Genomic DNA, 26,616 nt, shown 5'->3' with positions numbered 1-26,616 from the left:
CCACGCACCACCCTGGGATACTGACCCGATGCCACGCGTACTGCTGATCGAGGACGACCCTTCCATCCGGGAGGGCGTGGGCCTCGGCCTGCGCCGCCGCGGCCACGAGGTCAGTTCCGCCGAGACCGGGGAGGAAGGGCTCGCCCTGATGGGCGGCTTCCGTCCCGAGCTCGTCCTCCTCGACCTGATGCTCCCGGGAATCAACGGCGTCCAGGTCTGCCGCCGCATACGCGAGAACAGCCAGGTGCCGATCATCATGCTCACCGCACGCGGCGACGACTTCGACATCGTCGTCGGCCTGGAGGCCGGGGCCGACGACTACATCGTCAAACCCGCCCGCACCGAGGTCATCGAAGCCCGCATCAAAGCCGTACTGCGCCGCCTCAGCGACCCGGTGGGCGCCCGCCCCGGCGTCGAGCACCACGGCGAGCTGACCATCGACCGCGCCGGGCTGAGCGTCGCCAAGAACGGCGACCGCGTACCCCTGGCCCCCAGCGAGATCAAGCTCCTGCTGCACCTGTCGGCCTCGCCCGAGCAGGTCTTCTCCCGCCAGCAGCTCCTGGAGTACGTCTGGGACCACAGCTACCACGCCGACGCCCGGCTCGTGGACGCCTGCGTCCGCCGACTGCGCACCAAGGTCGAGAACCCCGACGCGAGCCCCCGCTACATACAGACCGTGCGCGGCTTCGGCTACCGCTTCGGTCCCCTGTAGGCCCGGGTGCGACGCATAGCACCGCTGGGCCTGCGCTCCCGGCTGATCGCCGCCTTCCTGCTGGTCGCCGCGATCAGCGCCGTGACCACCGCCGCCCTCACCTACCAGCAGGCGCGCAACGCGATCCTCAAGCAGACCCAGGACACCGCCATCAGCACGCTGCGCGACCAGGTCGAACAGCAGGAGATACGCCTCCCGCTGGACCAGCCGGAGCTCCAGCGGGTCGTCATCGAACTCGGCAGGCGCGGCAAACCGCACCCGTGGATCGTCTTCGGCGAGTACGGCAGCCTGCGCGTCTCCACCAACCCCGACACACCGACCTCCGGCGTGATCACCGACAACCTCCGCGAAAAGGTCCGCCGCCACGACTACACCGCCTTCCAGCGGGTCGAGGACGCACGCGGCAACCCGTGGCTCACGGTCGGCGTCCCCGCCGTCTTCGAACACAACGGATTCAAGGAATCCACCGGCGCCCTCTTCTTCGCCAGCGTCCCGCTCTCCACCGAGCGGCAGACCGTCGAGGCCATGGTCGACGCCGCCAAGCAGGGCGCCGTCCCCGGCCTCGCCATCGCGATCGTGCCCGCACTGCTGGCCGCCCGCAGCGTCCTGCGGCCGGTCCGCGACATGCGCCGGGCCGCCCAGCACCTCGGCCGCGGCCGCCTCGACACACGCATCGAGGTCCGGGGCGCCGACGAACTCGCCGGACTCGCCCGCACCTTCAACGAGACCGCCCGCGCGCTGGAGCAGTCCGTGCGCGAACTCCAGGAGGCGGAGGTCCGCGCCCGCCGCTTCGCCTCCGACGTCTCCCACGAACTGCGCACCCCGCTCGCCGGAATGCTCGCCGTCACCGAGGTCCTCGACGAGGACGCCGAGCGCCTCGACGCCGACACCGCCAAAGCCCTGCGCCTGGTCAGCGCCGAGACCGGCAAGCTCGCCGTCCTGGTCGAGGACCTGATGGAGATCTCCCGCTTCGACGCCCGGGCCGCCGAGCTCAACCTCGACGACGTCGACATCGCCGAAGCCGTGCGCAAGACCCTCGAACGCCGCCACTGGGTCGACGACCGGGTCGTCACCGAACTGCCCGACGGGGTGCGCGCACGGCTCGACCCGCGCCGCTTCGACGTGATCCTCGCCAACCTCGTCGGCAACGCCCTGCGGCACGGCGGCGCGCCCGTACGCGTCACCGTACGGACCGTACCGGGCGGAGCCGGCCAGGCCGGCGAACGGCTGCTGATCGACGTCGCCGACAGCGGACCCGGCATCGCCCCCGAGGTGCTGCCGCACATCTTCGACCGGTTCTTCAAGGCCGACGCGGCGCGGACCCGCTCCGCCGGCAGCGGCCTCGGCCTCGCCATCACCCTGGAGAACGTCCGCCTGCACGGCGGCACCCTCCTCGCGGGCAACGGGCCGTCCGGGGGAGCCGTCTTCACCCTCGACATGCCACTGGAGGCCCGCGCATGACACGCCGGAGGACGAGCTCCCGGACCGCCGCGGCCACAGCGGTTCTGGCGGGCTGCGCCCTGCTCCTCACCGGATGCGGGATCAAGCGCACCGGGGTGATCGAGAGCGGCCACCCCGCGACCGTCAAGGTCTCCGGGTCCGGCAAGAGCACCGTCCTCTACTTCGTCTCGAAGGAGGGGGACCGGCTCGTTCCCGCCCCGTTCACCCTGTTCGACGGCTACACCATCGCGCCCGCGGCGCTCGTGCGCCTGCTGCTCGACGGGCCCATGGGCCGGGCCGGCGAGGCCGGACTCACCACGGCGCTGCCCAAGCTGCCCGCCGGGACGGGGGACCAAGTGACGGTGAGCCCGTACACACAGGAGCGGGGGATGACGGTCCACGTGCCCTTCCCCGTGGGCGACCTGTCGCCCCTGGCACGCAAACAGCTCGTGTGCACCGTCGGCGTATCCGCCGTCCGGAACACCCTCAGCCCCGTCGTCCTCCAGGGCACCGACACCACCCTTCCGTACGACGAGTGCGACCTGAACCACTGAACCGCTGAACCGCCGGGCACGCGGGTCGCCGCGCGGCGACCCGGCCGCACTCTTGCGGGCCGGGCCGCGCACCCGTCACGGTGGCCCCATGGATCACGCCGCGGACGTCCCCGACGTCTTCGACCCCCGCATCTACGCCCGCGGAATCCCGCACGAGCGGTACCGGCTGCTGCGCGAGCGGTACCCCGTGGCCCGGCAGGCCGAGCCCGAGATCCAGGGCTGGCCCGCCGGTCCCGGCTTCTGGGCGGTCACCCGGCACGCCGACGTCGTACGGGTCCTGCGCGACCACCGGACGTACTCCTCCTGGCTGGGCGCCACCCAGATCCGCGACCCCGACCCGGCCGACCTGCCCTTTCTGCGCCGCACCATGCTCAACCAGGACCCGCCGGAGCACGGCATGCTGCGCAGGCTCGTGGCGCGGGCCTTCACCCCCGCCCGCGTCGACGCCTTCGCCGCGCGGGTGCGGGAACGCGCCCGCGCCCTGCTCGCCGGCGCCCGGGACAGCGCCGAGGACGGCGCCGCCGACCTCGTGCGCACCGTCACCGACGAATACGCGCTGCTCAACCTCACCGACCTGCTGGGCGTCCCGGCCGCCGACCGGGCCCTGCTGCTGGAGTGGACCGTACGGATCATCGGCTACCAGGACCCCGAGGACGCCCCGGCTCCGCTGCTCGGCCCGGACGGCACTCCGCTCAACCCGCGCTCCCCGGCCCTGCTCGGCGAAATGTTCGCGTACGCCCGGGAACTGGCCGCCCACAAGCGCGCACACCCCGGCGACGACGTGATGACCGCGCTCGCCGAAGCCGGCCTGGAGCCGGCCGAACTGGAGATGTTCTTCTTCCTGCTCACCGTCGCCGGAAACGACACCGTGCGCAGCGCCGCCCCCGGCGGCCTGCTCGCCCTCGCGCAGCACCCGGACGCCTACCGCCGGCTCGCGGCCGGGGCCGTCCCGCCGGACCGGGCCGTCGAGGAACTGCTGCGCGTCCACCCACCGGTGCTCAGCTTCCGCCGCACGGCCCGCGTCGACACCGAACTGGCCGGGCAGCCGATCCGCGCCGGCGACAAGGTGGTGGTCTTCCACGCCTCCGCCAACCACGACGAGCGCGTCTTCACCGACCCCGGCCGACTGGACCTGGCCCGCACCCCCAACCCGCACGTCTCCTTCGGGGACGGCCCGCACGTCTGCCTCGGCGCCCATTTCGCCCGGCTCCAGCTGCGCACCCTCTACGAGGAGTGGTGTACGGCCATGCCCGCCCCGGAACTGGCGGGCCCGCCGCGCCGGCTGGTGTCGAACTTCATCAACGGGATCACGCGGCTGCCGGTACGGGTGTCAGGGCGGCCCGGGTGACATCGGCCGCCAGCTCGGTCACATCGGGTCCGTAGGCATGGGAGTTGACCACCTTCAGCACCAGGCAGAAGGCGTCCTTCCCGTACTTGCGGGCCAACCGCTCGTGGTTGCGGGCCAGGTAGCGGGCGGCGGCCTGGTTGCTGACCGCCGTCTGCCCCGACAGCAGGAAGACGGGACGGCCGCCCTGCGTACCCGTCAGCCTGGCCAGCAGCACGTACTCCACCCGCTCCTTGGCCCACCGGTACACCTCGCCGCCCACCTGGATCGCGCCCCGGTCCTCGTGCTCGTGGGAGTCGACGTTCACCTGCACCCCCGGCAGCATCGAGGCCAGGTGCGCCACCGTACGGGTGTTGGACGTCGGGCCGCCGACGCAGAACTCGGCGCGCTCGCCGAAGCCCTGCCGCGCCTCGTCGTGCGTGACGATCTGCACGTTCGCCCCGCAGTCCTTGATCAGCGCGGAGATCTCCAGCAGGGCGAAGGCGTCGTTGCGGTGCACCGACGACTCCTTGCCGCCCATCTGCCGGTTGACCACGAACAGGCAGTCCGAGCCGGGCGGCAGCCCGAAGAACACCTGCTTGCGGCGCAGCGCACGGCGCCACAGATAGGTCCGGGCGAACCAGCCGAAGCCGCCGCTGACGGCAGTGGCTATCACCCCGAGCACGATGTTGCGCACGTCGTCGTTCATGCGGCGGATGGTAGCGGCCGGGCCGCCTTCCTGACGTGGGGGGTGCGGTGAAGTTACGCTGCGCGAACCAGGCCTGACCGGCCGTCGACTGGAGGAACCGGATGCGTGGTCCCGCCGCACGTCAGTTAGCGCTCGTCGCCCTCGCCGGAGCGCTCGTCTCCACCGGGGCCGCGGCCCCGCCCACCCCCACGACCGCCCCACCGGCCAAGGTGCCGGTCGCCGTCGGGTACGGCGGGGCCGTGGCCAGCGTCGACGCCGACGCCTCGGCCGCGGGCATCGCCGTCCTGCGCAACGGCGGCAACGCCGTGGACGCGGCGGTCGCCACCGCCGCCGCGCTGGGGGTGACCGAGCCCTATTCGGCGGGCATCGGCGGAGGCGGCTACTTCGTCTACTACGACGCGCGCACCCGCCGCGTGCACACCATCGACGGTCGCGAGACCGCCCCGGCCACCGCCACCGAGACCCTGTTCCAGGAGAACGGCCTCCCCATCCCCTTCGCGGAGGGCCAGACCAGCGGACTGGGCGTGGGCGTCCCCGGCACCCCCGCCACCTGGAAGAGCGCCCTCGACGCCTGGGGCACCCGCCCGCTCGACAGACTGCTGAAGCCCGCCGAGAAACTGGCCCGGGACGGCTTCACGGTGGACAGCACCTTCCGTGCCCAGACCGAGCTCAACCAGGACCGCTTCAAGGACTTCCCGGCCACCTCGAAGCTCTTCCTGCCGGGCGGCGCCCTGCCGGTGGTCGGCTCCACCTTCAAGAACCCCGACCTGGCCGCCACCTACGCCGAACTGGGCCGCAAGGGGACCGGCGCCCTCTACCGGGGGCCGATCGCCGAGGACATCGTGCGGGCCGTCCGCACGCCCCCGGTGGATCCGGCGGCCACCCGCAAGGTCCGCGCCGGCGACCTGACCACCGGCGACCTGCGCGCGTACGCCACCAAGCGGCAGGACCCGACCCGGGTGGGCTACCGCGGCCTGGACGTCTACAGCATGGCGCCCTCCTCCTCGGGCGGCACCACCGTCGGCGAGGCGCTCAACATCCTGGAGCGGACCGACCTGTCGAAGCTGTCCGAGGCGCAGTACCTGCACCGCTTCATCGAGGCCTCGCGGATCTCCTTCGCCGACCGGGGCCGCTGGGTCGGCGACCCGGCGGCGGTGCGGGTGCCGACGCGCGAGCTGCTCTCCCAGCGGTTCGCCGACTCGCGGGCCTGCCTGATCTCACCGGACCGTACGCTGACCAGCCCGCTCGCCCCCGGTGACCCGCGCAACCCGGCGCCCTGCGCCACCACCGGCCGGGCCGCCCCGACCACCTACGAGGGGGAGAACACCACGCACCTGACGGCCGCCGACCGCTGGGGCAACGTCGTCTCCTACACCCTGACCATCGAGTCCACCGGCGGCAGCGCGATCACCGTCCCCGGCCGCGGCTTCCTGCTCAACAACGAGCTCACCGACTTCTCCTTCGCGCCGGCCGCACCCGGCGTCCCGGACCCGAACCTGCCCGGTCCCGGCAAGCGGCCGCGCTCGTCCATGGCGCCGACCATCGTGCTGGAGGACGGCCGCCCGGTGCTCGCGGTGGGCTCCCCGGGCGGTGCCACCATCATCACCACCGTGCTGCAGACCCTGATCGGCCACCTGGACCGGGGCTTGCCGCTGGTCGACGCGATCGCCGCGCCGCGGGCCAGCCAGCGCAACCAGACCACCACCGAGCTGGAGCCGGGGCTGTGGAACAGCCCGCTGCGCGCGGAGCTGGAGGCCATCGGCCAGGGCTTCCGGCAGAACCCGGAGATCGGCGCGGCGACCGGCGTGCAGCGGCTGCCGGACGGCCGGTGGCTGGCGGCGGCCGAGACCAGCCGGCGGGGCGGCGGCTCGGCGATGGTGGTCCACCCGCACGGGAGGCCGTAGCGCCGGGAGGCCCGGCGCCGGCGCCGCACTCAGAGGGCGGTGAGGATCCGGGGGCCGTCGGCGGTGATCGCGACCGTGTGCTCCGAGTGCGCGGCCCGGCTGCCGTCGACGGTGCGCAGGGTCCAGCCGTCCCCGTCGCAGGTGTAGTCGTCCGTACCGCCCGCGATCACCATCGGCTCGATGGCGAGGACCATGCCGGGGCGCAGCTTCGTACCGCGTCCCGGCGGGCCCTCGTTGGGCACGCCCGGGTCCTCGTGCATGGCGCGGCCGATGCCGTGGCCGCCGAAGCCGTCCGGGACGCCGTACCCGGCGGCGCGGCAGGTGGTGCCGATGGCGTGGGCGATGTCGCCGATCCTGTTCCCCGGTACGGCGGCGGCGATCCCGGCCGCGAGGGCCGCCTCGGAGGTCTCGATCAGGCGAAGGTCGGCGGGGCGGGCCCGGCCGACCGTGAAGCTGACGGCCGCGTCGCCGGCCCAGCCACCGAGCAGCGCACCGAAGTCGGCGCTGACCAGGTCGCCGTCCCGCAGCGGGGCCTCGCCGGGGATGCCGTGCACGATGGCGTCGTTCACCGAGAGGCACAGGGCGGCGGGGAAGGGCACCGGCGCGAACCGCGGCCGGTAGCCCAGGAAGGGCGAGGTGGCGCCGGCCTCGCGGAGCACCTCGCGCGCCACCCGGTCCAGGTCCAGCGGGGACACCCCCACGTCGGCGGCCTCCCGTACGGCGGCCAGGGCGCGGGCGACCACCCGGCCCGCGGCGCGCATCTCGTCGATCTCTCGGTCCGTCTTCAGAATCACCATGCCAATAACTATACCGGTATAACAATGACGGGATAGTTATTGGTGTGCGGGGTAGGATGAGGGCATGGTCCGAACCCCTCTCACCCCCGAAGAGCGCGAGCGCGGCGAGCGGCTGGGCGCGCTGCTGCGCGAAGCCCGCGGCAGCCGCAGCATGGTCGAGGTCGCGGCCGGCGCCGGGCTCTCCGCCGAGACCCTGCGCAAGATCGAGACCGGCCGCGCGCCCACGCCCGCCTTCTTCACGGTCGCCGCCCTCGCCGAAGCGCTCGGCCTCTCCCTGGACGACGTCCTGCGACGCTGCGCGGTCGTCCCGGCCTAGCCCCGACGTGGAGGAGGCCCTGCACCGCCCGGGAGCCGGTCGGCCGTGCAGTAGCTCCACCGGCCTGACACGGCCCGCGGGGCGCGCCTAGGGTGCGCGTATGGATCTCGAGGAGCTCGGCAGAGCGCGGTACATCAGTCTCACCACCTTCCGCAAGGACGGCACGCCCGTGGCGACCCCGGTGTGGGCCGTGGTCGACGGGGGCGAGCTGTACGTGTGGACGCGCACCGAAACGTGGAAGGTCAAGCGGATCCGCAACAACGGGCGGGTCACCGTCGCCGCGTGCGACGTGCGCGGTCGGCTGCGCGAGGGCGCGCCGGTGTACGAGGGCCAGGCCCGGCTGCTCGACGAGGCGGGGCTGCGCCGGGTGCGGAAGCTGATGTCGCGCAAGTACACGTGGCAGTACTGGTTGGTGGACGTGCCGGCCACCCTGGCGCGCCGGGGCAAGCGTCCCCACACCGCGATCGCCGTCAAGCTTTGAGACTCCCGTAGCCCGCCCGTAACACGGGTGGGATCCAATGCGCCCATGGAGACCGCGACTTCACTGGCGATCAGTCAACTCTCCGGATACTTGCGGGGATTGACGCAGAGGCTGGATCCCGGGGCAGGCTGGTACGGGGAGTTCCTGCGCCGGGATCCGGACGGTGTGCGGGCCTGTCTCGACGGGGCGGCGATGCCCCCGTGGGACCTGGTGGAATCGCTGCTGCGGGACCTGGCCGGGGCGCGGGGCGCGGAGTTCGCGGCGCGGGAGACCGGGTACGCGGCCCAGCTGCGGGCGGCGGCCGTCACCGCCTGGGACCGGCTGCCGGGCGGCGAGGAGGAGCTGCGGACCCTGCTCGCGGCGGCGGTCGAACAGCGGGCCGAGTCGCAGACGGCCCTGCGGAGCCTGACGGTACGGCTCGCCGGGGTCACCGACCGGGCGGAGACGGACGCCCTCACCCGGGAACTCGCCTGGGCCCAGGACGACGTGGCCCGCGCCGCGGCCCGCCACGAGGACCTGGCGGTCCGCCTGCGGGCCCTGCGGGCCGGCCCCGACGGGCAGTGGCCCCGGCCGGAGGGGGCGCAGTGGCAGCCCGGGGTGCCCCGGCAGCGGGTGGCGCGCACCGAACCGCCCGCCGAACCGCGCACCGAACCGCCCGCCGAACCCCCGGCCGCGGCGCCGGCCGCGGCGCCGACCGAGGAGCCCCCCGCGCGGGTCGACCCGCCGGTCGGCCGCGCCGAGGGACGCTGGCTGCGCGGCGCGCGGCGCGCCGGAGGCGCCCGGTACGCGGGCTCGGCGGCCCCCGACGCCCCGGCCTTCACCCCGCCGCCGGGACACCCCGGCGGGGACGGCTCGACGGACACCGGTCCCGGCGCCGCGCTCCCCGCGCCGCGCGGGGCCCGCTTCGGCAGCCCGGATCCCGGACCCGGGGCCCACGGCGGCGGCCCGGCCGCGCAACACCCGCTCGGGCAGCCCCCGCAGGACCCCGCGCAGGACCCCGCCGCGCAGGGCCCGACCCCGCAGGATCCGGCGCACCGGGCCGGGCCGCCCGCCGCCGGCGACCCCGGGGCCGTCGCCGCGGCCCTCCTCGCGCTGCGCGCGCAGGGCCGCAGCGGCGAGGCGCACGCCCTGCTGTGCGAGGCCGCGGCCCGCCCCGCCGACCACCTGCCGGGGCTCGCCGCCGAGCTGACCCGGGCCGGCCTCGCCGCCGACTGGGCCACCCTGCTGTGGGAGGCGGCCTCGCTCCCGCCCGAGCGGCTCGCGGCGGCCGCCGCCGCCCTCGGCGCCGCCGGCCGGGAGGCCGACTGCGACGCCCTGCTGCGCCAGGGCGTCGCCCGCCCCGCGGCGGAGGTCGCCGACGCGGCCCTCGCCCTCGGCGGGGCCGGCCGGATCCGCGAGGCCGACGCCCTGCTCGGCGCCTTCGTACGGGTGCGGACCGCCGAGGAGGCGGCGGGGCTGGCCCGGCGCGACCCGCAATGGCTCGCCCCGCGCCTGCTCCAGGTGGCCCGGACGCTGCCCGGTGCCCACTACCGGGATCTGGTGCACGCGCTGCGCGTGGCGGGCATCGCGAGTGCGTAGGAGTGCTAACCCGCCCGTCTGGTGATCGCATTCGACCGCGTGGCGACGTAACGTGATCGACTACTCCAACCGCGCACGGCGCTCTTGCCCCAGGCTGTGACGAGGCCTACGTTCGACTCCCTACGCACACCGTCTACGTGCGTAGAACCGGCGTTCCCGTCGCGAGGAGCAGCTCATGGCCCAAGTCGTCCGCGCCGCGCTGGTCCAGGCCACCTGGACCGGAGACACCGAATCGATGATCGCCAAGCACGAGGAGTACGCCCGCCGGGCGGCCGCCGAGGGCGCGCAGATCATCGGCTTCCAGGAAGTCTTCAACTCCCCCTATTTCTGTCAGGTCCAGGAGCCCGAGCACTACCGCTGGGCCGAGGCCGTCCCCGACGGCCCGACCGTCCGCCGGATGCAGGACCTCGCCCGCGAGACCGGCATGGTGATTGTCGTACCGGTCTTCGAGCTGGAGAGCGAGGGCTTCTACTACAACACCGCCGCCGTCATCGACGCCGACGGCAGCTATCTCGGCAAGTACCGCAAGCACCACATCCCGCAGGTCAAAGGCTTCTGGGAGAAGTACTACTTCCGTCCGGGCAACCTCGGCTGGCCCGTCTTCGACACCGCCGTCGGCCGGATCGGCGTCTACATCTGCTACGACCGCCACTTCCCCGAGGGCTGGCGCCAACTGGGACTCGCCGGAGCCCAGCTGGTCTACAACCCGTCCGCCACCTCCCGAGGCCTGTCCGCCTACCTGTGGCAGCTGGAACAGCCCGCCTCCGCCGTCGCCAACGAGTACTTCATCGCCGCCATCAACCGCGTCGGCCAGGAGGAGTACGGCGACAACGACTTCTACGGCACCAGCTACTTCGTCGACCCGCGCGGTCAGTTCGTCGGGGAGGTCGCCAGCGACAAGGACGAGGAACTCGTCGTCCGCGACCTCGACTTCGACCTGATCAAGGAGGTCCGCGACCAGTGGGCCTTCTACCGCGACCGCCGACCCGACGCCTACGGAGGACTCGTACAGCCGTGACCAACCCGACCCCGCTCCACAGCCGCCACCGCACCGTCCTGCCCGACTGGCTCGCGCTCTACTACAAGCACCCCATCGAGCTCACCCACGGGGAGGGCCGCCACGTCTGGGACGCGGACGGCAACCGCTACCTCGACTTTTTCGGCGGCATCCTCACCACGATGACCGCCCACGCCCTGCCCGAGGTCACCAAGGCCGTGTCCGAGCAGGCCGGGCGGATCATCCACTCCTCCACCCTCTACCTCAACCGGCCGATGATCGAGCTGGCCGAACGGGTCGCCGCGCTCTCCGGCATCCCCGACGCCCGGGTCTTCTTCACCACCTCCGGCACCGAGGCCAACGACACCGCCCTGCTGCTCGCGACCACGTACCGCCGCTCCAACCAGATCCTGGCGATGCGCAACAGCTACCACGGCCGGTCCTTCTCCACCGTCTCGATCACCGGCAACCGCGGCTGGTCCCCGACCAGCCTCTCCCCGCTGCAGACGTACTACGTCCAGGGCGCCGTCCGCACCCGCGGCCCGCTCGCCCACCTGGACGACGCCGCCTTCACCGCCGCCGCCGTCGCGGACCTGGAGGACGTGCTCGGTCAGGCCCGCGGGGGAGTGGCCGCCCTCATTGCCGAACCCATTCAGGGCGTCGGCGGCTTCACCTCCCCGCCCGACGGCCTCTACGGAGCCTTCCGCGAGGTCCTCGACCGCCACGGCATCCTGTGGATCAGCGACGAGGTGCAGACCGGCTGGGGCCGCACCGGCGACCACTTCTGGGGCTGGCAGGCACACGCCCAGAACGGCCCGCCGGACATCCTCACCTTCGCCAAGGGCATCGGCAACGGGATGTCCATCGGCGGGGTCGTGGCCCGCGCCGAGGTGATGAACTGCCTGGACTCCAACTCCATCTCCACCTTCGGCGGCTCCCCGGTCACGATGGCGGCCGGCGTCGCCAACCTCGCCTACCTGCTGGAGCACGACCTCCAGGGCAACGCCCGGCGCGTCGGCGGCCTGCTCCTGGAGCGGCTGCGCGGGATCGCCGCCACCGTGCCCGCCGTACGGGAGGTCCGCGGCCGGGGCCTGATGGCCGGACTGGAACTCACCAGGCCGGGCACCGACGAGGCCGACCCGGACGCGGCCGCAGCCGTCCTGGAGGCGGCCCGCGAAGGCGGCCTGCTGCTCGGCAAGGGCGGCGGCCACAACACCAGCGTGCTGCGCATCGCGCCACCGCTCTCCCTCACCGTCGCCGAGGCGGAAGAGGGCGCCGAGATCCTCGAACAGGCCTTGCGCAGCATTTGAGTAGGGGGATCACATGAGCATCCGTACCCTGATCCGCGGCGGCCTCGTCATCACCGCCGCCGACGAAGTGCACGCGGACATCCTGATCGAGGACGGCCGCGTGGCGGCGCTGGCCGCACACTCCTCGGCGGCCGCCGAGGCCTGGACGGCCGACCGCACGATCGACGCCACCGGGAAGTACGTCATCCCGGGCGGGGTCGACGCGCACACCCACATGGAACTCCCCTTCGGCGGCACCTCCGCCTCCGACACCTTCGAGACCGGCACCCGGGCCGCCGCCTGGGGCGGAACCACCACCATCGTCGACTTCGCCGTGCAGAGCGTGGGCCACTCCCTGCGCGAGGGGCTCGACACCTGGTACGCCAAGGCCGACGGCAACTGCGCCGTCGACTACGCCTTCCACATGATCCTCTCGGACGTCAACGAGAGAACCCTCAAGGAGATGGACCACCTCGTCGGTGAGGGGGTCACCTCCTTCAAGCTGTTCATGGCCTACCCCGGGGTCTTCTACAGCGACGACGGGCAGATCCTGCGCGCCATGCAGCGCGGCGCCGCCAACGGCGGGCTGATCATGATGCACGCCGAGAACGGCATCGCGATCGACGTCCTCGTCGAACAGGCCCTCGCCCGCGGGGAGACCGATCCCCGCCACCACGGCGAGGTCCGCAAGGTGCTGCTGGAGGCCGAGGCCACTCACCGCGCCATCCAGCTCGCGCGGGTCGCGGGCGCCCCGCTCTACGTCGTCCACGTCTCGGCGGAGGAAGCGGTCGCCGAACTGGCCGCCGCCCGCGACAAGGGCCTGCCGGTCTTCGGCGAGACCTGCCCGCAGTACCTGTTCCTGTCCACCGACAACCTGGAGGAGCCCGACTTCCAGGGCGCCAAGTACGTCTGCTCCACCCCGCTGCGCCCCCGCGAGCACCAGGCGGCGCTGTGGCGGGGCCTGCGGACCAATGACCTCCAGGTGGTCTCCACCGACCACTGCCCCTTCTGCTTCCGGGGCCAGAAGGAGCTGGGCCGCGGAGACTTCTCCAAGATCCCCAACGGGCTGCCGGGGGTGGAGAACCGTATGGACCTCCTCCACCAGGCCGTCCTGGACGGGCACATCAGCCGCCGACGCTGGATCGAGATCGCGTGCGCGACCCCGGCCCGGATGTTCGGCCTCTACCCGCAGAAGGGCACCATCGCGCCGGGCTCCGACGCCGACATCGTCCTCTACGATCCGCACGCCGAGCAGGTCATCTCCGCCGAGACGCACCACATGAACGTGGACTACTCGGCGTACGAGGGCAAGCGGATCACCGGACGCGTCGACACCGTGCTCTCGCGCGGTGAAATCGTCATCGACCAGCGCGAATTCACCGGCCGGGCCGGCCACGGCGCCTTCGTCCACCGCTCCACCTGCCAGTACCTGTAAAGAGCGTCAAGGAGCCGCCCGTATGGACTTCGGCCTCGTCCTGCAGACCGACCCGCCCGCCGCCCAGGTCATCAGCCTCATGAAGCGTGCCGAGCGCAACGGCTTCCGCTACGGCTGGACCTTCGACTCCGCCGTGCTGTGGCAGGAGCCGTTCGTCATCTACAGCCAGATCCTGGAGCACACCCGCAAGCTGCACATCGGACCCATGGTCACCAACCCCGGCACCCGCACCTGGGAAGTGACCGCCTCCACCTTCGCCACCCTCAACGACATGTACGGCAACCGCACCGTCTGCGGGATCGGGCGCGGCGACTCGGCGATGCGGGTCGCCGGGCGCAAACCCAACACCCTGGCCCGGCTCGGCGAGGCCATCGACGTCATCCGCGACCTGGCCGAGGGCCGCGAGGCCCTGGTCGACGGCAACCCGATCCGGCTGCCCTGGGTCCGCGACGGGAAGCTGCCCGTCTGGATGGCGGCGTACGGACCCAAGGCACTGGCCCTGGCGGGGGAGAAGGCCGACGGGTTCATCCTTCAGCTCGCCGACCCCTACCTCACCGAATGGATGGTCAAGTCGGTCCGCGATGCGGCCGTGGCGGCCGGCCGCGACCCCGCGGAGATCACCATCTGCGTGGCGGCGCCCGCGTACGTGGGCGATGACCTCGCCCACGCCCGCGACCAGTGCCGCTGGTTCGGCGGGATGGTCGGCAACCACGTCGCCGACCTGGTCACGCGCTACGGCGAGCACTCCTCGATGGTCCCCGACGAACTCACCGAGTACATCAAGGCCCGCCAGGGCTACGACTACAGCCACCACGGGCGGGCCGGGAACCCGTCCACCGACTTCGTCCCCGACGAGATCGTCGACCGCTTCTGCCTGCTGGGCCCGGCAGAAGCACACATCGAGAAGCTGCGAACCCTGCGCGACCTCGGCGTCGACCAGTTCGCCGTCTACGACATGCACGACGCGCGGGAGGCCACGATCGACGCGTACGGCCGGCACATCATCCCGGTGCTGGGCGACTGACGCCCCGGACCGCCGGCGGGAGGCCCTGCGCCCCCGCCGGCGGCCCCGTTCCGCCCCGCGGTCTCCCGGGGCGGTTCACCCGGTGGACACCCGGTGTCCAGCCTCCCGTCCGGGATTGGCGGTGGGGTTTGTCGGCCGGGCGTGCTTTGCTGGGGGCATGATCGATGAGTTCCTGGCCCATGGCCTGTCCGATGTGGAAGAGGCCGTCCGCAAGGCGGCGGCGATCGAGATCATGCCGAGATTCAGGCAGCTCGCCGAGCACGAGGTCGACGAGAAGAGCGGCCCCCACGACCTGGTGACCGTGGCCGACCGCAAGGCCGAGGAGCACCTGACGGCCGCCCTGACCCGGCTCCTGCCCGGCTCCGCCGTGGTCGGCGAGGAGGCCGTGCACGCCGACCCGGGCGTGTACGCGGCGCTGCGCGCCGACGCCCCCGTGTGGATCGTGGACCCCGTCGACGGCACCCGCCAGTTCGTGAACGGCGACCCCGCCTTCTGCACCCTGGTCGCCCTCGCCCAGCGCGGGGAGATCCTCGCCTCCTGGACCTTCGCCCCGGCCCTGGAAGAGCTGGCCACCGCCGTGCGCGGGCAGGGCGCGTACGTCAACGGCCAGCAGATCCGGAGCGGTTCGCCGGATCCGGACGCCGCGCTGCGGGTCGCCATCGCCCACCCGCTCTACACCAGTGACGAGAACAAGCGCACGCTCGCCCGGCTGGACGTGCCCGGGGTCGCGGCCCGGCCGTGCGGCTCCGCGGGCCTGGAGTACCTGAAGGTGGCGCGCGGCGAGATGGACGGCCTGGCCTTCACCTGGCCCTCGGCCTGGGACCACGCGGCCGGCCTGCTGCTGGTCGCGGAGGCCGGCGGCGCCCAGAGCACCGTCGACGGGGTCCCCTTCCGGGTGGACCGGGACAACGCGCTGCCGTTCGCCGTCGGCCGCGACGAGGCCACCGCGATCCGTATCAGGGAGCTGCTGAAGGGCGCCTGAGCAGGTCCTGGCCCGCTCCGGCCCGTTCCGGGCGGGCCCCGGAGCGATTCAGGGGTGTCGGACCGGCCGCGTACGGCGGAATATCCTGGGGGTGCAGGCGCCGCCGGAAACGAAGGAGTCGCAAGTGCCGTCGATTCTCGATGTGGTCGTGGTGGGGGCGGGGCCCAACGGGCTGACGGCCGCCGTCGAACTGGCCCGGCGCGGCTTCTCGGTGGCCGTTTTCGAAGCCGCCGACACGGTCGGCGGCGGCGCCCGGACCGAGGAGCTCACCCTCCCCGGCTTCCGGCACGACCCCTGCTCGGCGGTGCACCCGCTCGGCGCCGGCTCGCCGGTCTTCGCCACGATGCCGCTGAAGCGGTACGGGCTGGAGTGGCTGCACGCCCCGCTGCCCATGGCACACCCCTTCGACGACGGCACGGCCGCCGTCCTGTCCCGCTCGGTCGCGGAGACGGCGGCGTCCCTCGGGCCTCGCGACGCGGGCACCTACCGGCGTCTGGTCGGACCGTTCCTCGGCAAATGGGACACCCTGGCCCGGGACTTCATGTCCCTGCCGAGCACCGCACTGCCCCGGGACCCGCTCACGCTCGCCCGCTTCGGGCTCGCCGGACTGCCGCCCTCCACCTGGCTGCTGAGCCGCTTCCGCGACGAACGGGCCCGGGCGCTCTTCGCGGGCCTGGTCGCGCACGTCATCGCACCGCTCGACGGGATCGCCACCAGCGCCGTCGGCCTCGTCTTCGCACTGGCCGCGCACGCGAACGGCTGGCCGATGCCGCGCGGCGGCTCGCAGTCCGTCTCCGACGCCCTCGCCGCGTACCTGCGCGACCTCGGCGGGACCATCCACACCGGCTTCGAGGTCAAACGGCTCGACGACCTCCCGCCGGCCCGCACCTACGTCTTCGACACCTCGCCGACCGCCCTGGCCCGGATCGCCCGCCTGGGCCGCGCCTACGACGGCTACCGGTACGGCGCCTCCGTCTTCAAGCTGGACTACGCGCTCGACGGCCCGGTCCCCTGGACGGCCGAGGAGCCGCGCCGCGCCGGCACCGTGCAGATCGGCCCGCGCGCCCGGGACATCGACGCCGCCCTGCAGCTCGCCGCGGGCGGCCGGGCCCCGCGCGCGCCCTTCCTCATCACGGCGCAGCCCAGCCTCGTCGACCCCGGCCGGGCGCCCGAGGGCAAGCACGTCTTCTGGGCGTACGGACACGTCCCCGCGGGCTGGGACGGCGATCTCACCGAGGCCGTCGAAACCCAACTGGAGCGCTTCGCCCCGGGCTTCCGCGACCTGGTCCTGGCCCGCGCCACGGCGGGCCCGCCACAGCTCGCCGCCCGCAACCCGAACTACGTGGGCGGGGACATCGCCTGCGGGGCCGCCTCGGGCCTCCAGCTCCTGCTGCGGCCCAAGCTGTCCCTCACCCCCTACACCACGGCACACCCGGCGGTCTTCCTGTGCTCCTCGGCGACACCGCCGGGCCCGGGCGTGCACGGCATGTCCGGGCACAACGCCGCCAAGGCGGTCTGGCGCCACCTGCGGAAGGACTCCCGATGACCCGCACCCGCATCGTCCTGGTCCGCGGCGACATCACCACCGAGAAGGCCGACGCGATCGTCAACGCGGCCAACTCCTCGCTGCTCGGCGGCGGCGGGGTCGACGGCGCCATCCACCGGCGCGGCGGCCCGGAGATCCTGGCGGCCTGCGAGGACCTGCGTGGCTCGCACTACGGCAAGGGCCTGGCGACGGGCCGGGCCGTCGCCACCACGGCCGGCCGGCTCCCCGCCGAGCACGTCATCCACACGGTGGGCCCGGTCTGGTCGCGCGAGGAGGACCGCTCCGAGCTGCTCGCCTCCTGCTACCGCGAATCGCTGCGGGTCGCCGACGAGCTGGGTGCCCGCACGGTCGCCTTCCCGGCCATCTCCACCGGCATCTACGGCTGGCCGATGGACGACGGGGCGCGCATCGCGGTCGAGACCGTGCGCAGCGCCAGCACCGAGGTGCAGGAAGTGCGGTTCGTGCTCTTCGACGCGGCCGCCCTCGCGGCCTTCGAGAGGGCCGTGGCCGCCGCCCACTGAGCCGTGCGCGGCAGGGTCAGCGCGGCGACCGCCGAGATGCGCCCGGGGCGGGCCGCGGGTAGGTCCGTGACTGCTTGACGCTGCCGAACGCGAAGCTCGATTCGATCGAGGCGATCCCGGGAATGGCGTGGATCCGGTGGCGCACCAGGGATTCGTAGGCCTCCAGGTCCTCGATGACGACCCGCAGCAGGTAGTCGCTGCTGCCGGCCATCAGATAGCAGTCCTGGATGTGCTCGATGACCGCGACGTGCTCCTCGAACTGCCGCACCGCCTCCGCCGTATGGCGCTCCAGCCGGATCCGCACGAAGACGGTGACCGGCAGCCCGAAGGCGACCTGGTCGACCATGGCCGTGTAGCCGCGGATCAGCCCCGCCTCCTCCAGCCGCCGCACACGGCGCAGACAGGGGGAGGGGGACAGCCGGACGCGGTCCGCCAGGTCCTGGTTGGACAGGCGCCCGTCGGCCTGCAATTCCCTGATGATCTGCAGATCGACTGCGTCCATGGCCACTCCTTGGCAGATTCTGCCCCAAACGTATGTCCGAGCGGCAGAACTGGCAATCGGCTGCCCCGACCGAAGCCCTAGCGTTGCCCTGCACGGACCGGACCGGTCCGGGTCCCAGAGGCTGGAGCAATTCCTTGGTCGCGACGCACACCACCCGGGCGACCCCGCCTCCCGACGCGGCGGGCCCGCAGGCCGGACACCCCGGCCGGCGCGGGCTCTCCCCGCAGGCCGAAGGCATGCTGGCGCTGCTGGTGACCGTGTCCATCTGGGCGGCCTTCGCGCTCAGTGCCCGCGCGCTCAGCGGCTCCTCCCTGCTCCCCGCCGACGCGGCCCTGCTGCGCTTCGGCGTCCCCCTCGTCGTCCTGTTCCCCGCCCTGTGGCGGCGCCGCCGCGCCATCGCCGCCGTGCGGCCCGGACCCGCCGTGAAGATCATCTGCGGTGCGGGGGTGCCCTTCTTCCTGGCCGCGATGCACGGCGGCGCCCTGACCTCCGCCGCCTTCGTCGGCTCCATCGTCCCCGGCATGGTCCCGCTGTTCGTCTCCGCGATCATGATCCGCCGCGGCCACCGCGCTCCCCGGGGCACCCAGGCCGCCGGACTCGCGCTGATCGCGGCCGGCGTGATCGCCCTCGTCTGGCGCTACGTGGTCCCGGTGGACACCGACGTACTCGCCGGCGCCGGCACCCTCCTGGTGGCCAGCGGGCTGTGGGCCCTGTACACGGTCGGACTGCGCGAGGTGGACCTCGACCCCATCGGCTCGATCGGCCTGCTGTGCCTGCCCTCCTTCGCCGTGATCGGGATCCTCGCCCTGACCGGCATCCTCCCCACCGGCATCGCACACGCTGCGGGCAGCGACATCGCGCTCTTCCTCGTCGTGCAGGGGCTGGGCGTCGGACTGTGCGCGGGCCTGCTGTACGCCTTCGCCATCCGCCGGCTCGGCGCCGAGCGCAGCGCCGTCGTCGGCAGCCTCAGCCCCGTCGCCGTCGTCCTGCTCGCCGTCCCCCTCCTCGGCGAGACCCCGACCCTCGCCGTGCTCGTCGGCGTACCCCTCATCACCACCGGCGTCGTCCTCGCCAACCGCCGCCCACGACCCGAGGTTCCCGCACATGCTTGAGCTCCTGCCCCCGCCGCCCACCGACCCGCTGTGGGACCTGACCTACGAGTTCGGCGGCGACGAGCGGCCCGAACGCCTCAACCTCGTCCTCGGCGTCTACCGCGACCAGACGGGCACCACGCCCGTCATGACCGCCGTGCGCGAGGCCGAGATCCGCCTCGCCGAGCGCTCCGACTCCAAGGAGTACCGCGGGCTCTCCGGCAACGCCGCCTTCAACCGCTCCCTCCTGGAGCTGGTCCTGGGCCCCTGCGGGCCCACCGACCGGGCCGCCGCCGTCCAGACCGTCGCCGGCTCCGGCGCACTGCGGCTGCTGGCCGACCTGATCTGCCGGACCCGCCCCGGCGCCACGGTCTGGATCAGCGACCCGGCCTACGTCAACCACCGGCCCATCCTGGAGGCCGCCGGACTGCACGTGCGCACGTACGGCTGGCGCGACGCCGAGGGCGGCTTCGACACCGCCGGCGTACTGGACGAACTGCGCGACGCCCAGCGCGACGACGTCGTCCTCCTCCAGGGCTGCTGCCACAACCCCACGGGCGTGGACCCGCTGCTCGACGACTGGGAGGCACTCGCCGAGTCCTCCGCCCGCGGCGGCTGGGTACCCTTCGTCGACCTCGCCTACCACGGACTCGGCGACGGCCTCGAAGCCGACCTGCTGGCCACCCGCATGCTGGCGGCCCGCGTCCCGGAGATGCTGATCGCGGTCAGCTGCTCCAAGAACTTCGGCCTCTACAGCGACCGCGTCGGCTGCGCCATCGTGATCGGCGCCTCGGGCCAGGCCGTCCGGCACGCCGAGACCGCCCTCCAGAACGCTGCCCGGACCCTCTACTCGATGCCGCCCGAGCACGGCGCCGCCGTCGTGACCACCATCCTTCAGGACGAGGGACTGCGCGCCGCCTGGCGGGCGGAGCTGGAGGTCATGCGGGGCCGGATCATGGACAACCGGGCCGACCTGACCGCCCACCTGAGCGCGCTCGGCTGCGCGGAGCAGGCGCGCTCGCTCGCCCGGCAGAAGGGCATGTTCTCGATGCTGCCGCTGTCCTCGCACCAGATGCTCCGGCTGCGCAGGCAGTACGCCGTCTACGGCACGACCTCGGGGCGGATCAACATCGCGGGCATCCCCGCCCACCGGATCCCCGACCTCGCCCGGGGCATCGCAGGCGTCCTCGACACCCCCGACCCCGCCGACCGGCTCCGGACCCTCCCGCGCCAGCAGACCGCACCGGCCGCCGCCGTGCTGCCCTAGCGGCGCCGAACACAGAGCCCCGCGCCCACGCCTCGGATAGGGTGAATCGGTAGGAATCAGGCCCCCCGGGGTGAGGTCGGTGCGTTGGACACTTACCAGTCGACGAGCGAGGTGCCGGATCAGCCGGTCGCGGCTGTCGGGTACGCGGGCGTGCTCCGCGAGCTGCTGCCCATCGCCCTGTGGCGGGAGGACGCCGACGGGCGCATCGTCGAGTGGTCGCTGGCCGCCCAGGACCTGCTCGGGCACCGCCCCGAGGACATCATCGGCCTGCCCGGCGCCGCCGTACTGGTCCCCGAGGCCAACCGCGAACTCGCCGACCAGCTGACCCGGCGCGTCCAGTCCGGCGAGACCGTCGTCGGCACCCTCCCCGTCCGCCACCGCGACGGCCACCGGGTGCCGATGGAGATGTGGATCGTCCCCGCCGTCGACCCGCAGGGCCGCACGGGGGCCATGCTCATCGCCGTGGAGACCTCCGAGGTGCTCCACATGCGGGACTCGCTCGCCGCCCTCCAGAGCCTGTTCACCCAGTCGCCCATAGGCCTCGCCACCCTCGGCACCGACCTGCGGTTCCTCCGCGTCAACGACGCCCTGGCCCGGATGAACGGCGTCTCCGCCGCCGAGCACCTCGGCAAACGGCTCACCGAGGTCGTCCCCGGGGTCAACGCCGTCGCCCTGGAAGCGACCATGCAGCAGGTCCTCGAACAGGGCACCGCCGTCGTCGACGTCCGCCGCACCGGCCGCACCCCCGCCGACCCGGAGAACGACCGCACCTGGTCCTGCTCGTACGCCCCGCTGCTGGACGGCTCCGGCCGGGCCCTCGGCGTCATCGCCTCCCTCATCGACATCACCGAGGGCCAGCGGGCCCAGGCCGACGCCGAACGCGCCCGGCACCGGTTCGCCCTCCTCGCGGAGGCCGGCACCCGCATCGGCACCACCCTGGACCTCCACCAGACCGCCCAGGAGATCGTGGACGTCCTGGTACCGCAGCTCGCGGACTCGGCCGACGTACAACTCCTCGAAGCCGTACTGGGCCCCGACGAGGGCCCGGTCCCCACGGCCTCCACCCGCGGCGTCCTGCGCCGCCTGGCCGCCCGCTTCCCCGACCCGACCGCCCCCACCGCGAAACTCGCACCCGGCCAGACCTTCCAGATCCCCATGGGCACCACCTACGAGCAGGTCATCGCCGAGGGCCGGCCCATGAACCTCTACCTCGCCGACATCCCCGCACTGATCACCTCCCCCCGCGCCGAGGCCCTGCGCACCTACCTCTCCACCCTGGGCTCGGCCCGGCTCGTCCCCCTCGTCGCCCGCGGCACGGTGCTCGGCGCGGTCGCCGTCACGCGCACGCGGGAACGGGAGCCCTTCGACGAGCAGGACTGCGTCCTCGTCGACGAGCTGGTCGCCCGCGCCGCCCTCAACATCGACAACGCCCGGATGTACACCCTCCAGCGCCAGGCCGCCCTGACCCTCCAGCGCAGCCTCACCAACAGCGCCCTGCCCGAGGTCCCCGGCCTCGAACTCACCGGGCGCTACCTGCCCGCCAGCGACCACGACGTCGGCGGCGACTGGTTCGACGCCATCCCGCTGCCCGGCGGCCGGACCGGCCTGGTCATCGGGGACGTCATGGGCCACGGCGTCCACGCGGCGGCCGTCATGGGGCAGCTGCGCACGGCCGTACGGACCCTCGCGCGCCACGACGTACCGCCGGCGCAGCTGCTCCGCTCCCTCGACGCCGTCGTGGCCGACCTGGGCGAGGACGAGATGGCCACCTGCGTGTACGCCGTCCAAGACGCGGCGTCCGGCATCTGCGTGATCGCCCGCGCCGGCCATCCGCCGCCCGCCGTGGTCACCCCCGACGGGAGCATCACCTTCCTCGACGGCCCGCCCGGGACCCCGCTGGGCGCGGGCGGACAGGACTTCCGCACCGAGGAGGTGCGGCTGCCCCCGGGGAGCCTGCTCGTGCTCTACACCGACGGCCTGATCGAGGCCCGGGACCGGGACCTCGACGAGGGCATGGCGCAGCTGGCGGGGGCCCTGCGCCGGGTGGACCAGCCCCTGGAGGAACTGTGCGAGGGGATCCTGCGGCTGCTGCTGCCGAGCGCCCAGCAGGACGACGTGGCCGTACTGCTGGCCCGTACCCGCCCGACCTGACCCCCGCCGGACCCCGGCCCGGACCCGCGCCCCGCGCCGCCGCCCGGGGCCCGGCCCACCGCGGGCGGTTCACCAGGCCAGGTCCTCCAGCGCGTCCAGGTCCAGCGGATCCGCAGCCTGCGGCTCCGGGCCCCCGGTCAGCGGCAGCTCGGCCCAGATGACCTTGCCGCGCTCGGTGTAGCGGGTGCCCCACCGGTCGGCGTACTGGGCGACGAGGAACAGTCCGCGCCCGCCCTCGTCGGTGGTCGCCGCGTACCTCAGGTGCGGTGAGGTGCTGCTGCCGTCGGAGACCTCGCAGATGAGGCTGCGGTCGCGCAGCAGCCGCACCCGCACGGGCGCACTCCCGTACCGGATGGCGTTGGTGATCAGCTCGCTGAGGATCAGCTCGGTGGTGAAGGAGATCTCCTCCAGCCCCCACGCGGCGAGCTGAGCCGCACCCGCGTTGCGCACGCGCGACACGGCCGAGGGCTCGCCCGGCACCTCCCACTCGGCGATCCGGTCGGCCTCCAGCCGCCGCGTGTCCGCGACCAGCAGGGCGATGTCATCGCTCGGCACCGGGAACAGCATCGCGGCGAGCACGTCCGCACAGGCCTGGTCGGGGCTGCGCCCGGGCCGGGCCAGCGTCTCGCCCAGCAGGTGCAGCCCCGCGTCGAAGTCGCGGTAGCGGTCCTCCACCAGGCCGTCCGTGAACAGCGCCAGCCGGCTCCCCTCGGGGAGCATGAACTCGGCCGCCTCGAAGGGCATGCCGCCGACGCCCAGGGGCAGCCCGGCCGGCAGCTCGGGGAACTCGACGTCCGCGCCGGGGCGGATCAGCGCCGGCCCGGGGTGACCGGCGCTGGCCATCAGGCACCGCCCGGAGACCGGGTCGTAGACCGCGTACAGGCAGGTGGCACCGGTCACCCCGGCCGACTCGGCCACCCCGTCCGGGGGGTCCGCGTCCGCCGCCTCCCCGTCGGGACCCGCGATCCCGATCCCGGTCTCGTTCTGGTCGATCCGGTTGATCAGCTCGTCCAGGTGTCCCAGCAGCTCGTCGGGCGGCAGGTCCAGGGTGGAGAAGTTGTGCACCGCGGTCCGCAGCCGGCCCATGGTGGCCGCGGCGTGCACCCCGTGCCCCACGACATCGCCGACGACCAGCGCCACCCGGCCGCCGGGCAGCGGGATCACGTCGAACCAGTCCCCGCCCACCCCCGCCTTCGCGGGCAGATAGCGGAAGGCCACGTCCACGGCGTTCTGGGCGGGCAGCACCCGGGGCAGGAGGCTGCGCTGGAGCGTCACGGCCATCGCGTGCTCGCGGGTGAAGCGGCGGGCGTTGTCGATGGAGACGGCCGCGCGCGCCCCCAGTTCGGCCGCGAAGGAACGGTCCTCCTCGTCGAAGGCCTCCGGAGTGTCGGCCCGCCAGAAGTTGGCCATCCCCAGGACCACGCCCCGGGCCTGGAGCGGTACGGAGATCAGCGAGTGCAGCCCGTAGTCGAGAGCCACCCGGGTGCCCTGGGCATCCTGGGCCCGCCAGCCCATGGCCGCCTTCAGATCGGCCGCGAGCACCGCGTGCCCGGCGTCCAGGGCCGCCGCCATCGGGGCCGTCGGCACGACGAACCGGATGATGTCGCCGACCGGCTGGAGCGGCGAGTCCGAGCGGACGCCGGTGATGGCCGCCCGGCGCATCTCCGTGTAGACGCCCCCCGCCACCGAGGGCTCCTCGCCGTTCAGCACCGGCTCCAGCAGCTCCACCGTGACGAAGTCCGCGAACCGCGGGACGGCGACCTCCGACAGCTCCTCGGCCGTCCGCACCACGTCGAGGGTCGTACCGATCCGCACACCGGCGTCGTAGAGCAGCTGGAGCCGGCCGCGGGCCACCGCGGCGCGGCCCGAGAGCGCGGCGAGCTCCGTGGAGTCGCGCAGGGTCACGACACTGCCGGTGGACATGCCCTTGTACTTCGCGGTGGGCCGTACGTTGACGGCGAGCAGCCGGTCGCCCGCCAGGTGCACGTGGTCCGTCACGACCCGGCCCGAGGCGAGCAGTTCGGCGGTGCGCGGGTCGAGGCCGAGTTCGGCGACGTCCCGGCCCTCGGCCTCGGTCGGCAGGGCGAGCAGCCGGCGCGCCTCGTCGTTGGCCAGGACGAGCCGGTGGTCCGCGCCGATGATGACGACGCCCTCGCGGACCGCGTGCAGGACGGCCTCGTGGTGCTCGTTGATCCGGCTCATCTCCGCGGCGCCCAGCCCGCGGGTCTGGCGCCGCAGCCGGCGGCTGACCAGGGCGGCGCCGCCGGTGCCGAGCAGCAGGGCGGCTCCCGCCGCGCCGAGCAGCAGCGGGAGCTGGCCCTCGACCACCTCGGAGACGTTCTCGACCTCTATGCCGGTGCCGACCAGGCCGATGACCTTGCCGTCGGCGTTCCGCACCGGGACGACGGCCCTGACGGCATCGCTCGGCTCGCCCCTGAAGGTCTCGGTGAAGGCCTGCCCGGCGACGGCCCGGCTGAGGTCACCGGTGGCCCGGCGGCCGATCAGCTCGGGCCGCGAGTCGGTGTAACGGACCCCGTCGGTGTTCATGACGGCGATGAAATCGACGCCCGAGCCCCGCCGGGCGTCCTCGGCCAGCGGCTGGAGCAGGGCGGTCGGGTCGGCGGCGAGGAGCGCCGACGTGATGCCGGGGGCGTGCGCGAAGGCCTCGGCCGCCGCGAGCGACCGGTGCCGGGCGTCGCGCTCGCTGTCGTACCGGGCCTGGAACAGCAGGGCCACGGATGCGGCGGCGATCAGCAGGAGCACGATCACCGCCGTGAGGGCGAAGACCTGACCGGCGACGCTGTGCGCCCCCCGGGACAGGCGCGCGAACACGCGCGAATCCCACCCGGTCGGCTGGCGACCAAAACGTCCGGTCATGAGCCCTTTCTAACACTGTCCGGGGGGTTTGGTGCGGCCGCGGGCTACGCCGCAGGTGGGGCTGCCGGTACGGAGGAGGCCGCACGGTACGCCCGGGGACCGACCCCGACGTGCGCGGTGAAGTGCTGGCGAAAGGTGACCTCGCTGGCGAAACCGGCCCGGCGGGCCACCTCCGGCACCGGATGGTCGGTGCGTTCCAGCAGTTTGCGGGCCGCGTCCAACCGGTGGCGCAGCAGCCACCGGTGCGGAGTGGTGCCGGTGGCCGCGGCGAAGTGCCGGGCGAAGGAGCGCGGGGACATTCCGGCCCAGCCCGCCAGGGTGGCCACGGACAGCGGCTCGTGCAGCGACCGCAGGGCGCGCGCCCGTACGGCGGCCAGCGCCTCGGCGGTGCGGTCCGCGGCCGGGACGGGCCGGTCCAGGTACTGGGCGTGGTCCCCGGTGCGGAAGGGGCCCGTCACCATGGAGCGGGCCACGGCGGCGGCCGCCTCGGCGCCGTGCGCCTCACGGACCAGGTGCAGGCACAGGTCGATCCCGGAGGCCACCCCGGCGGAGGTCCACAGCCCGCCGTCCTCGACGTAGAGCGGGGCCTCCTCGACCACGATCCCCGGGTAGCGGGCGGCGAGCTGCGGGGCCAGCCACCAGTGGGTGACCGCCCGACGGCCCTCCAGCAGGCCGGCCTCCGCCAGGATGAACGCCCCGGCGCACAGGGCGGCGACCGGCACGCCCCGGGCGTGTGCCCCGCGCAGGGCGGCGAGAACCGGCTCGGGCGTCGGATCGGCCGGCTCGGCCAGCGCCGGTACGACGACCAGGTCCGCCGTGGCCAGCCAGTCGAGCCCCCGGTCGGGTTCCAGGGTCAGCCCGCCGGGCAGCGGGATGGGCCCGGGCTCGGCGGCGCACCGGCGCAGCTCGAAGCCCGGCACCCCGTCGCGGCTGCGGTCGGGACCCCAGACCTCGGTGATGACGGCGAGGTCGAAGCTGCGGATGCCGGGCTGGACGACGATGGCGACACGGCGCATCCGGCCAGTGTGCCAGGCGGTCACGACTGCCATCCTGGCAGGATCCCATCGGTACGGGGCCCCGCCGCCGCTGTCGGGCCCACGGCCCGGCGGACAGCATGGA

23 protein-coding genes are annotated in these 26,616 nt (G+C 73.6%); 18 read left to right on the top strand and 5 right to left on the bottom strand.

From position 1 onward, the window contains the following. Positions 1–28 precede the first annotated feature (28 nt). The 4 genes from B6R96_RS07325 to B6R96_RS07310 all read left to right on the top strand — a co-directional run bounded on the left by B6R96_RS07325 (position 29) and on the right by B6R96_RS07310 (position 4,054). Entirely contained in the window at positions 29–712 is a 684-nt protein-coding gene (locus B6R96_RS07325) for a response regulator transcription factor (protein WP_053702800.1), read from the top strand. Positions 713–718: 6 nt separating this feature from the next. After that, entirely contained in the window at positions 719–2,173 is a 1,455-nt protein-coding gene (locus B6R96_RS07320) for a sensor histidine kinase (RefSeq protein WP_081522015.1), read from the top strand. Beyond that, positions 2,170–2,706: a GerMN domain-containing protein gene (locus B6R96_RS07315; protein ID WP_081522014.1), complete on the top strand. Its 537-nt coding sequence runs from the start codon at positions 2,170–2,172 to the stop codon at positions 2,704–2,706. Before B6R96_RS07320 ends, B6R96_RS07315 begins: the two co-directional genes overlap by 4 nt. Positions 2,707–2,794: 88 nt before the next feature. Further along, the gene (locus tag B6R96_RS07310; RefSeq protein WP_081522013.1) at positions 2,795–4,054 is read left to right on the top strand and encodes a cytochrome P450; all 1,260 of its coding nucleotides are present in this window, start codon (positions 2,795–2,797) and stop codon (positions 4,052–4,054) included. On the opposite strand, the gene B6R96_RS07305 is transcribed toward B6R96_RS07310, so the two are convergent. Beyond that, positions 4,014–4,739, bottom strand: a complete 726-nt coding sequence (locus B6R96_RS07305; RefSeq protein WP_030390582.1) for a hypothetical protein — start codon at positions 4,737–4,739, stop codon at positions 4,014–4,016. The genes B6R96_RS07310 and B6R96_RS07305 overlap by 41 nt on opposite strands. 101 nt (positions 4,740–4,840) lie before the next feature. On the opposite strand from B6R96_RS07305, the gene ggt reads away from it, so the two are divergent. After that, entirely contained in the window at positions 4,841–6,643 is a 1,803-nt protein-coding gene (gene ggt, locus B6R96_RS07300; RefSeq protein ID WP_081522012.1) for a gamma-glutamyltransferase, read from the top strand. A 29-nt stretch (positions 6,644–6,672) separates the two neighbouring features. On the opposite strand, the gene map is transcribed toward ggt, so the two are convergent. Then, positions 6,673–7,440: a type I methionyl aminopeptidase gene (gene map, locus B6R96_RS07295; protein WP_053702805.1), complete on the bottom strand. Its 768-nt coding sequence runs from the start codon at positions 7,438–7,440 to the stop codon at positions 6,673–6,675. A gap of 64 nt (positions 7,441–7,504) precedes the next feature. On the opposite strand from map, the gene B6R96_RS07290 reads away from it, so the two are divergent. The 10 genes from B6R96_RS07290 (at position 7,505) to B6R96_RS07245 (ending at position 17,609) form a co-directional block, all read left to right on the top strand. Next, entirely contained in the window at positions 7,505–7,756 is a 252-nt protein-coding gene (locus B6R96_RS07290) for a helix-turn-helix domain-containing protein (protein WP_053702806.1), read from the top strand. 100 nt (positions 7,757–7,856) lie between these two features. Continuing rightward, positions 7,857–8,237: a PPOX class F420-dependent oxidoreductase gene (locus B6R96_RS07285; protein ID WP_081522011.1), complete on the top strand. Its 381-nt coding sequence runs from the start codon at positions 7,857–7,859 to the stop codon at positions 8,235–8,237. A gap of 99 nt (positions 8,238–8,336) precedes the next feature. After that, the gene (locus B6R96_RS07280; RefSeq protein WP_081522010.1) at positions 8,337–9,815 is read left to right on the top strand and encodes a hypothetical protein; all 1,479 of its coding nucleotides are present in this window, start codon (positions 8,337–8,339) and stop codon (positions 9,813–9,815) included. A gap of 175 nt (positions 9,816–9,990) precedes the next feature. Next, the gene (locus B6R96_RS07275; protein ID WP_052876734.1) at positions 9,991–10,833 is read left to right on the top strand and encodes a nitrilase-related carbon-nitrogen hydrolase; all 843 of its coding nucleotides are present in this window, start codon (positions 9,991–9,993) and stop codon (positions 10,831–10,833) included. Continuing rightward, positions 10,830–12,122 carry an aspartate aminotransferase family protein gene (locus B6R96_RS07270; RefSeq protein ID WP_030390589.1) on the top strand — a complete coding sequence of 431 codons (1,293 nt, stop codon included), beginning with the start codon at positions 10,830–10,832 and terminating at the stop codon, positions 12,120–12,122. Before B6R96_RS07275 ends, B6R96_RS07270 begins: the two co-directional genes overlap by 4 nt. Positions 12,123–12,135: 13 nt before the next feature. Continuing rightward, entirely contained in the window at positions 12,136–13,536 is a 1,401-nt protein-coding gene (hydA, locus tag B6R96_RS07265; protein ID WP_030390590.1) for a dihydropyrimidinase, read from the top strand. A 22-nt stretch (positions 13,537–13,558) separates the two neighbouring features. Then, positions 13,559–14,560 carry a TIGR03842 family LLM class F420-dependent oxidoreductase gene (locus tag B6R96_RS07260; protein ID WP_030390591.1) on the top strand — a complete coding sequence of 334 codons (1,002 nt, stop codon included), beginning with the start codon at positions 13,559–13,561 and terminating at the stop codon, positions 14,558–14,560. A 157-nt stretch (positions 14,561–14,717) separates the two neighbouring features. Continuing rightward, complete coding sequence (locus B6R96_RS07255) at positions 14,718–15,542, top strand: inositol monophosphatase family protein (protein WP_030390592.1); 825 nt, start codon at positions 14,718–14,720, stop codon at positions 15,540–15,542. 124 nt (positions 15,543–15,666) lie between these two features. Then, positions 15,667–17,088, top strand: coding sequence for a phytoene desaturase family protein (locus B6R96_RS07250; RefSeq protein WP_053172785.1), 1,422 nt, complete (start codon positions 15,667–15,669; stop codon positions 17,086–17,088). Then, on the top strand, positions 17,085–17,609 hold the full coding sequence (locus tag B6R96_RS07245; RefSeq protein WP_081522009.1) for an O-acetyl-ADP-ribose deacetylase: 525 nt from the start codon (positions 17,085–17,087) through the stop codon (positions 17,607–17,609). Before B6R96_RS07250 ends, B6R96_RS07245 begins: the two co-directional genes overlap by 4 nt. Positions 17,610–17,625: 16 nt before the next feature. On the opposite strand, the gene B6R96_RS07240 is transcribed toward B6R96_RS07245, so the two are convergent. Next, positions 17,626–18,111: an Lrp/AsnC family transcriptional regulator gene (locus B6R96_RS07240; protein WP_030390595.1), complete on the bottom strand. Its 486-nt coding sequence runs from the start codon at positions 18,109–18,111 to the stop codon at positions 17,626–17,628. 134 nt (positions 18,112–18,245) lie between these two features. Here B6R96_RS07240 and B6R96_RS07235 point away from each other — a divergent pair, with 134 nt between their 5' ends. The 3 genes from B6R96_RS07235 (at position 18,246) to B6R96_RS07225 (ending at position 22,620) form a co-directional block, all read left to right on the top strand. Next, on the top strand, positions 18,246–19,223 hold the full coding sequence (locus B6R96_RS07235) for a DMT family transporter (protein WP_234437759.1): 978 nt from the start codon (positions 18,246–18,248) through the stop codon (positions 19,221–19,223). Then, positions 19,216–20,469, top strand: a complete 1,254-nt coding sequence (locus tag B6R96_RS07230; RefSeq protein WP_081522008.1) for an amino acid aminotransferase — start codon at positions 19,216–19,218, stop codon at positions 20,467–20,469. Before B6R96_RS07235 ends, B6R96_RS07230 begins: the two co-directional genes overlap by 8 nt. Before the next feature lie 84 nt (positions 20,470–20,553). Continuing rightward, positions 20,554–22,620, top strand: a complete 2,067-nt coding sequence (locus tag B6R96_RS07225) for a SpoIIE family protein phosphatase (protein WP_081522007.1) — start codon at positions 20,554–20,556, stop codon at positions 22,618–22,620. 69 nt (positions 22,621–22,689) lie between these two features. Here B6R96_RS07225 and B6R96_RS07220 read toward each other — a convergent pair whose 3' ends face one another. Both B6R96_RS07220 and B6R96_RS07215 read right to left on the bottom strand, forming a co-directional pair. Continuing rightward, the gene (locus tag B6R96_RS07220) at positions 22,690–25,497 is read right to left on the bottom strand and encodes a SpoIIE family protein phosphatase (RefSeq protein WP_081522006.1); all 2,808 of its coding nucleotides are present in this window, start codon (positions 25,495–25,497) and stop codon (positions 22,690–22,692) included. A gap of 44 nt (positions 25,498–25,541) precedes the next feature. Then, positions 25,542–26,546, bottom strand: a complete 1,005-nt coding sequence (locus B6R96_RS07215; RefSeq protein WP_081522005.1) for a GlxA family transcriptional regulator — start codon at positions 26,544–26,546, stop codon at positions 25,542–25,544. Between the last annotated feature and the right edge of the window lie 70 nt (positions 26,547–26,616).

This window comes from Streptomyces sp. Sge12 (assembly GCF_002080455.1).
Lineage (GTDB): Bacteria > Actinomycetota > Actinomycetes > Streptomycetales > Streptomycetaceae > Streptomyces.
The sequence above is the reverse complement of the archived record's forward strand: the minus strand, read 5'-3'. Positions and strand labels throughout refer to the sequence as shown.

Excerpts from the sequence above, each read along its gene's own strand:
- B6R96_RS07325 (WP_053702800.1), top strand. The coding sequence starts at position 29 with ATGCCACGCGTACTGCTGATCGAGGACGACCCTTCCATCCGGGAGGGC.
- B6R96_RS07315 (WP_081522014.1), top strand. The coding sequence starts at position 2,170 with ATGACACGCCGGAGGACGAGCTCCCGGACCGCCGCGGCCACAGCGGTT.
- B6R96_RS07310 (WP_081522013.1), top strand. The coding sequence starts at position 2,795 with ATGGATCACGCCGCGGACGTCCCCGACGTCTTCGACCCCCGCATCTAC.
- B6R96_RS07305 (WP_030390582.1), bottom strand. The coding sequence starts at position 4,739 with ATGAACGACGACGTGCGCAACATCGTGCTCGGGGTGATAGCCACTGCC.
- ggt (WP_081522012.1), top strand. The coding sequence starts at position 4,841 with ATGCGTGGTCCCGCCGCACGTCAGTTAGCGCTCGTCGCCCTCGCCGGA.
- map (WP_053702805.1), bottom strand. The coding sequence starts at position 7,440 with ATGGTGATTCTGAAGACGGACCGAGAGATCGACGAGATGCGCGCCGCG.
- B6R96_RS07290 (WP_053702806.1), top strand. The coding sequence starts at position 7,505 with ATGGTCCGAACCCCTCTCACCCCCGAAGAGCGCGAGCGCGGCGAGCGG.
- B6R96_RS07285 (WP_081522011.1), top strand. The coding sequence starts at position 7,857 with ATGGATCTCGAGGAGCTCGGCAGAGCGCGGTACATCAGTCTCACCACC.
- B6R96_RS07275 (WP_052876734.1), top strand. The coding sequence starts at position 9,991 with ATGGCCCAAGTCGTCCGCGCCGCGCTGGTCCAGGCCACCTGGACCGGA.
- hydA (WP_030390590.1), top strand. The coding sequence starts at position 12,136 with ATGAGCATCCGTACCCTGATCCGCGGCGGCCTCGTCATCACCGCCGCC.
- B6R96_RS07260 (WP_030390591.1), top strand. The coding sequence starts at position 13,559 with ATGGACTTCGGCCTCGTCCTGCAGACCGACCCGCCCGCCGCCCAGGTC.
- B6R96_RS07255 (WP_030390592.1), top strand. The coding sequence starts at position 14,718 with ATGATCGATGAGTTCCTGGCCCATGGCCTGTCCGATGTGGAAGAGGCC.
- B6R96_RS07245 (WP_081522009.1), top strand. The coding sequence starts at position 17,085 with ATGACCCGCACCCGCATCGTCCTGGTCCGCGGCGACATCACCACCGAG.
- B6R96_RS07240 (WP_030390595.1), bottom strand. The coding sequence starts at position 18,111 with ATGGACGCAGTCGATCTGCAGATCATCAGGGAATTGCAGGCCGACGGG.
- B6R96_RS07230 (WP_081522008.1), top strand. The coding sequence starts at position 19,216 with ATGCTTGAGCTCCTGCCCCCGCCGCCCACCGACCCGCTGTGGGACCTG.
- B6R96_RS07220 (WP_081522006.1), bottom strand. The coding sequence starts at position 25,497 with ATGACCGGACGTTTTGGTCGCCAGCCGACCGGGTGGGATTCGCGCGTG.
- B6R96_RS07215 (WP_081522005.1), bottom strand. The coding sequence starts at position 26,546 with ATGGCAGTCGTGACCGCCTGGCACACTGGCCGGATGCGCCGTGTCGCC.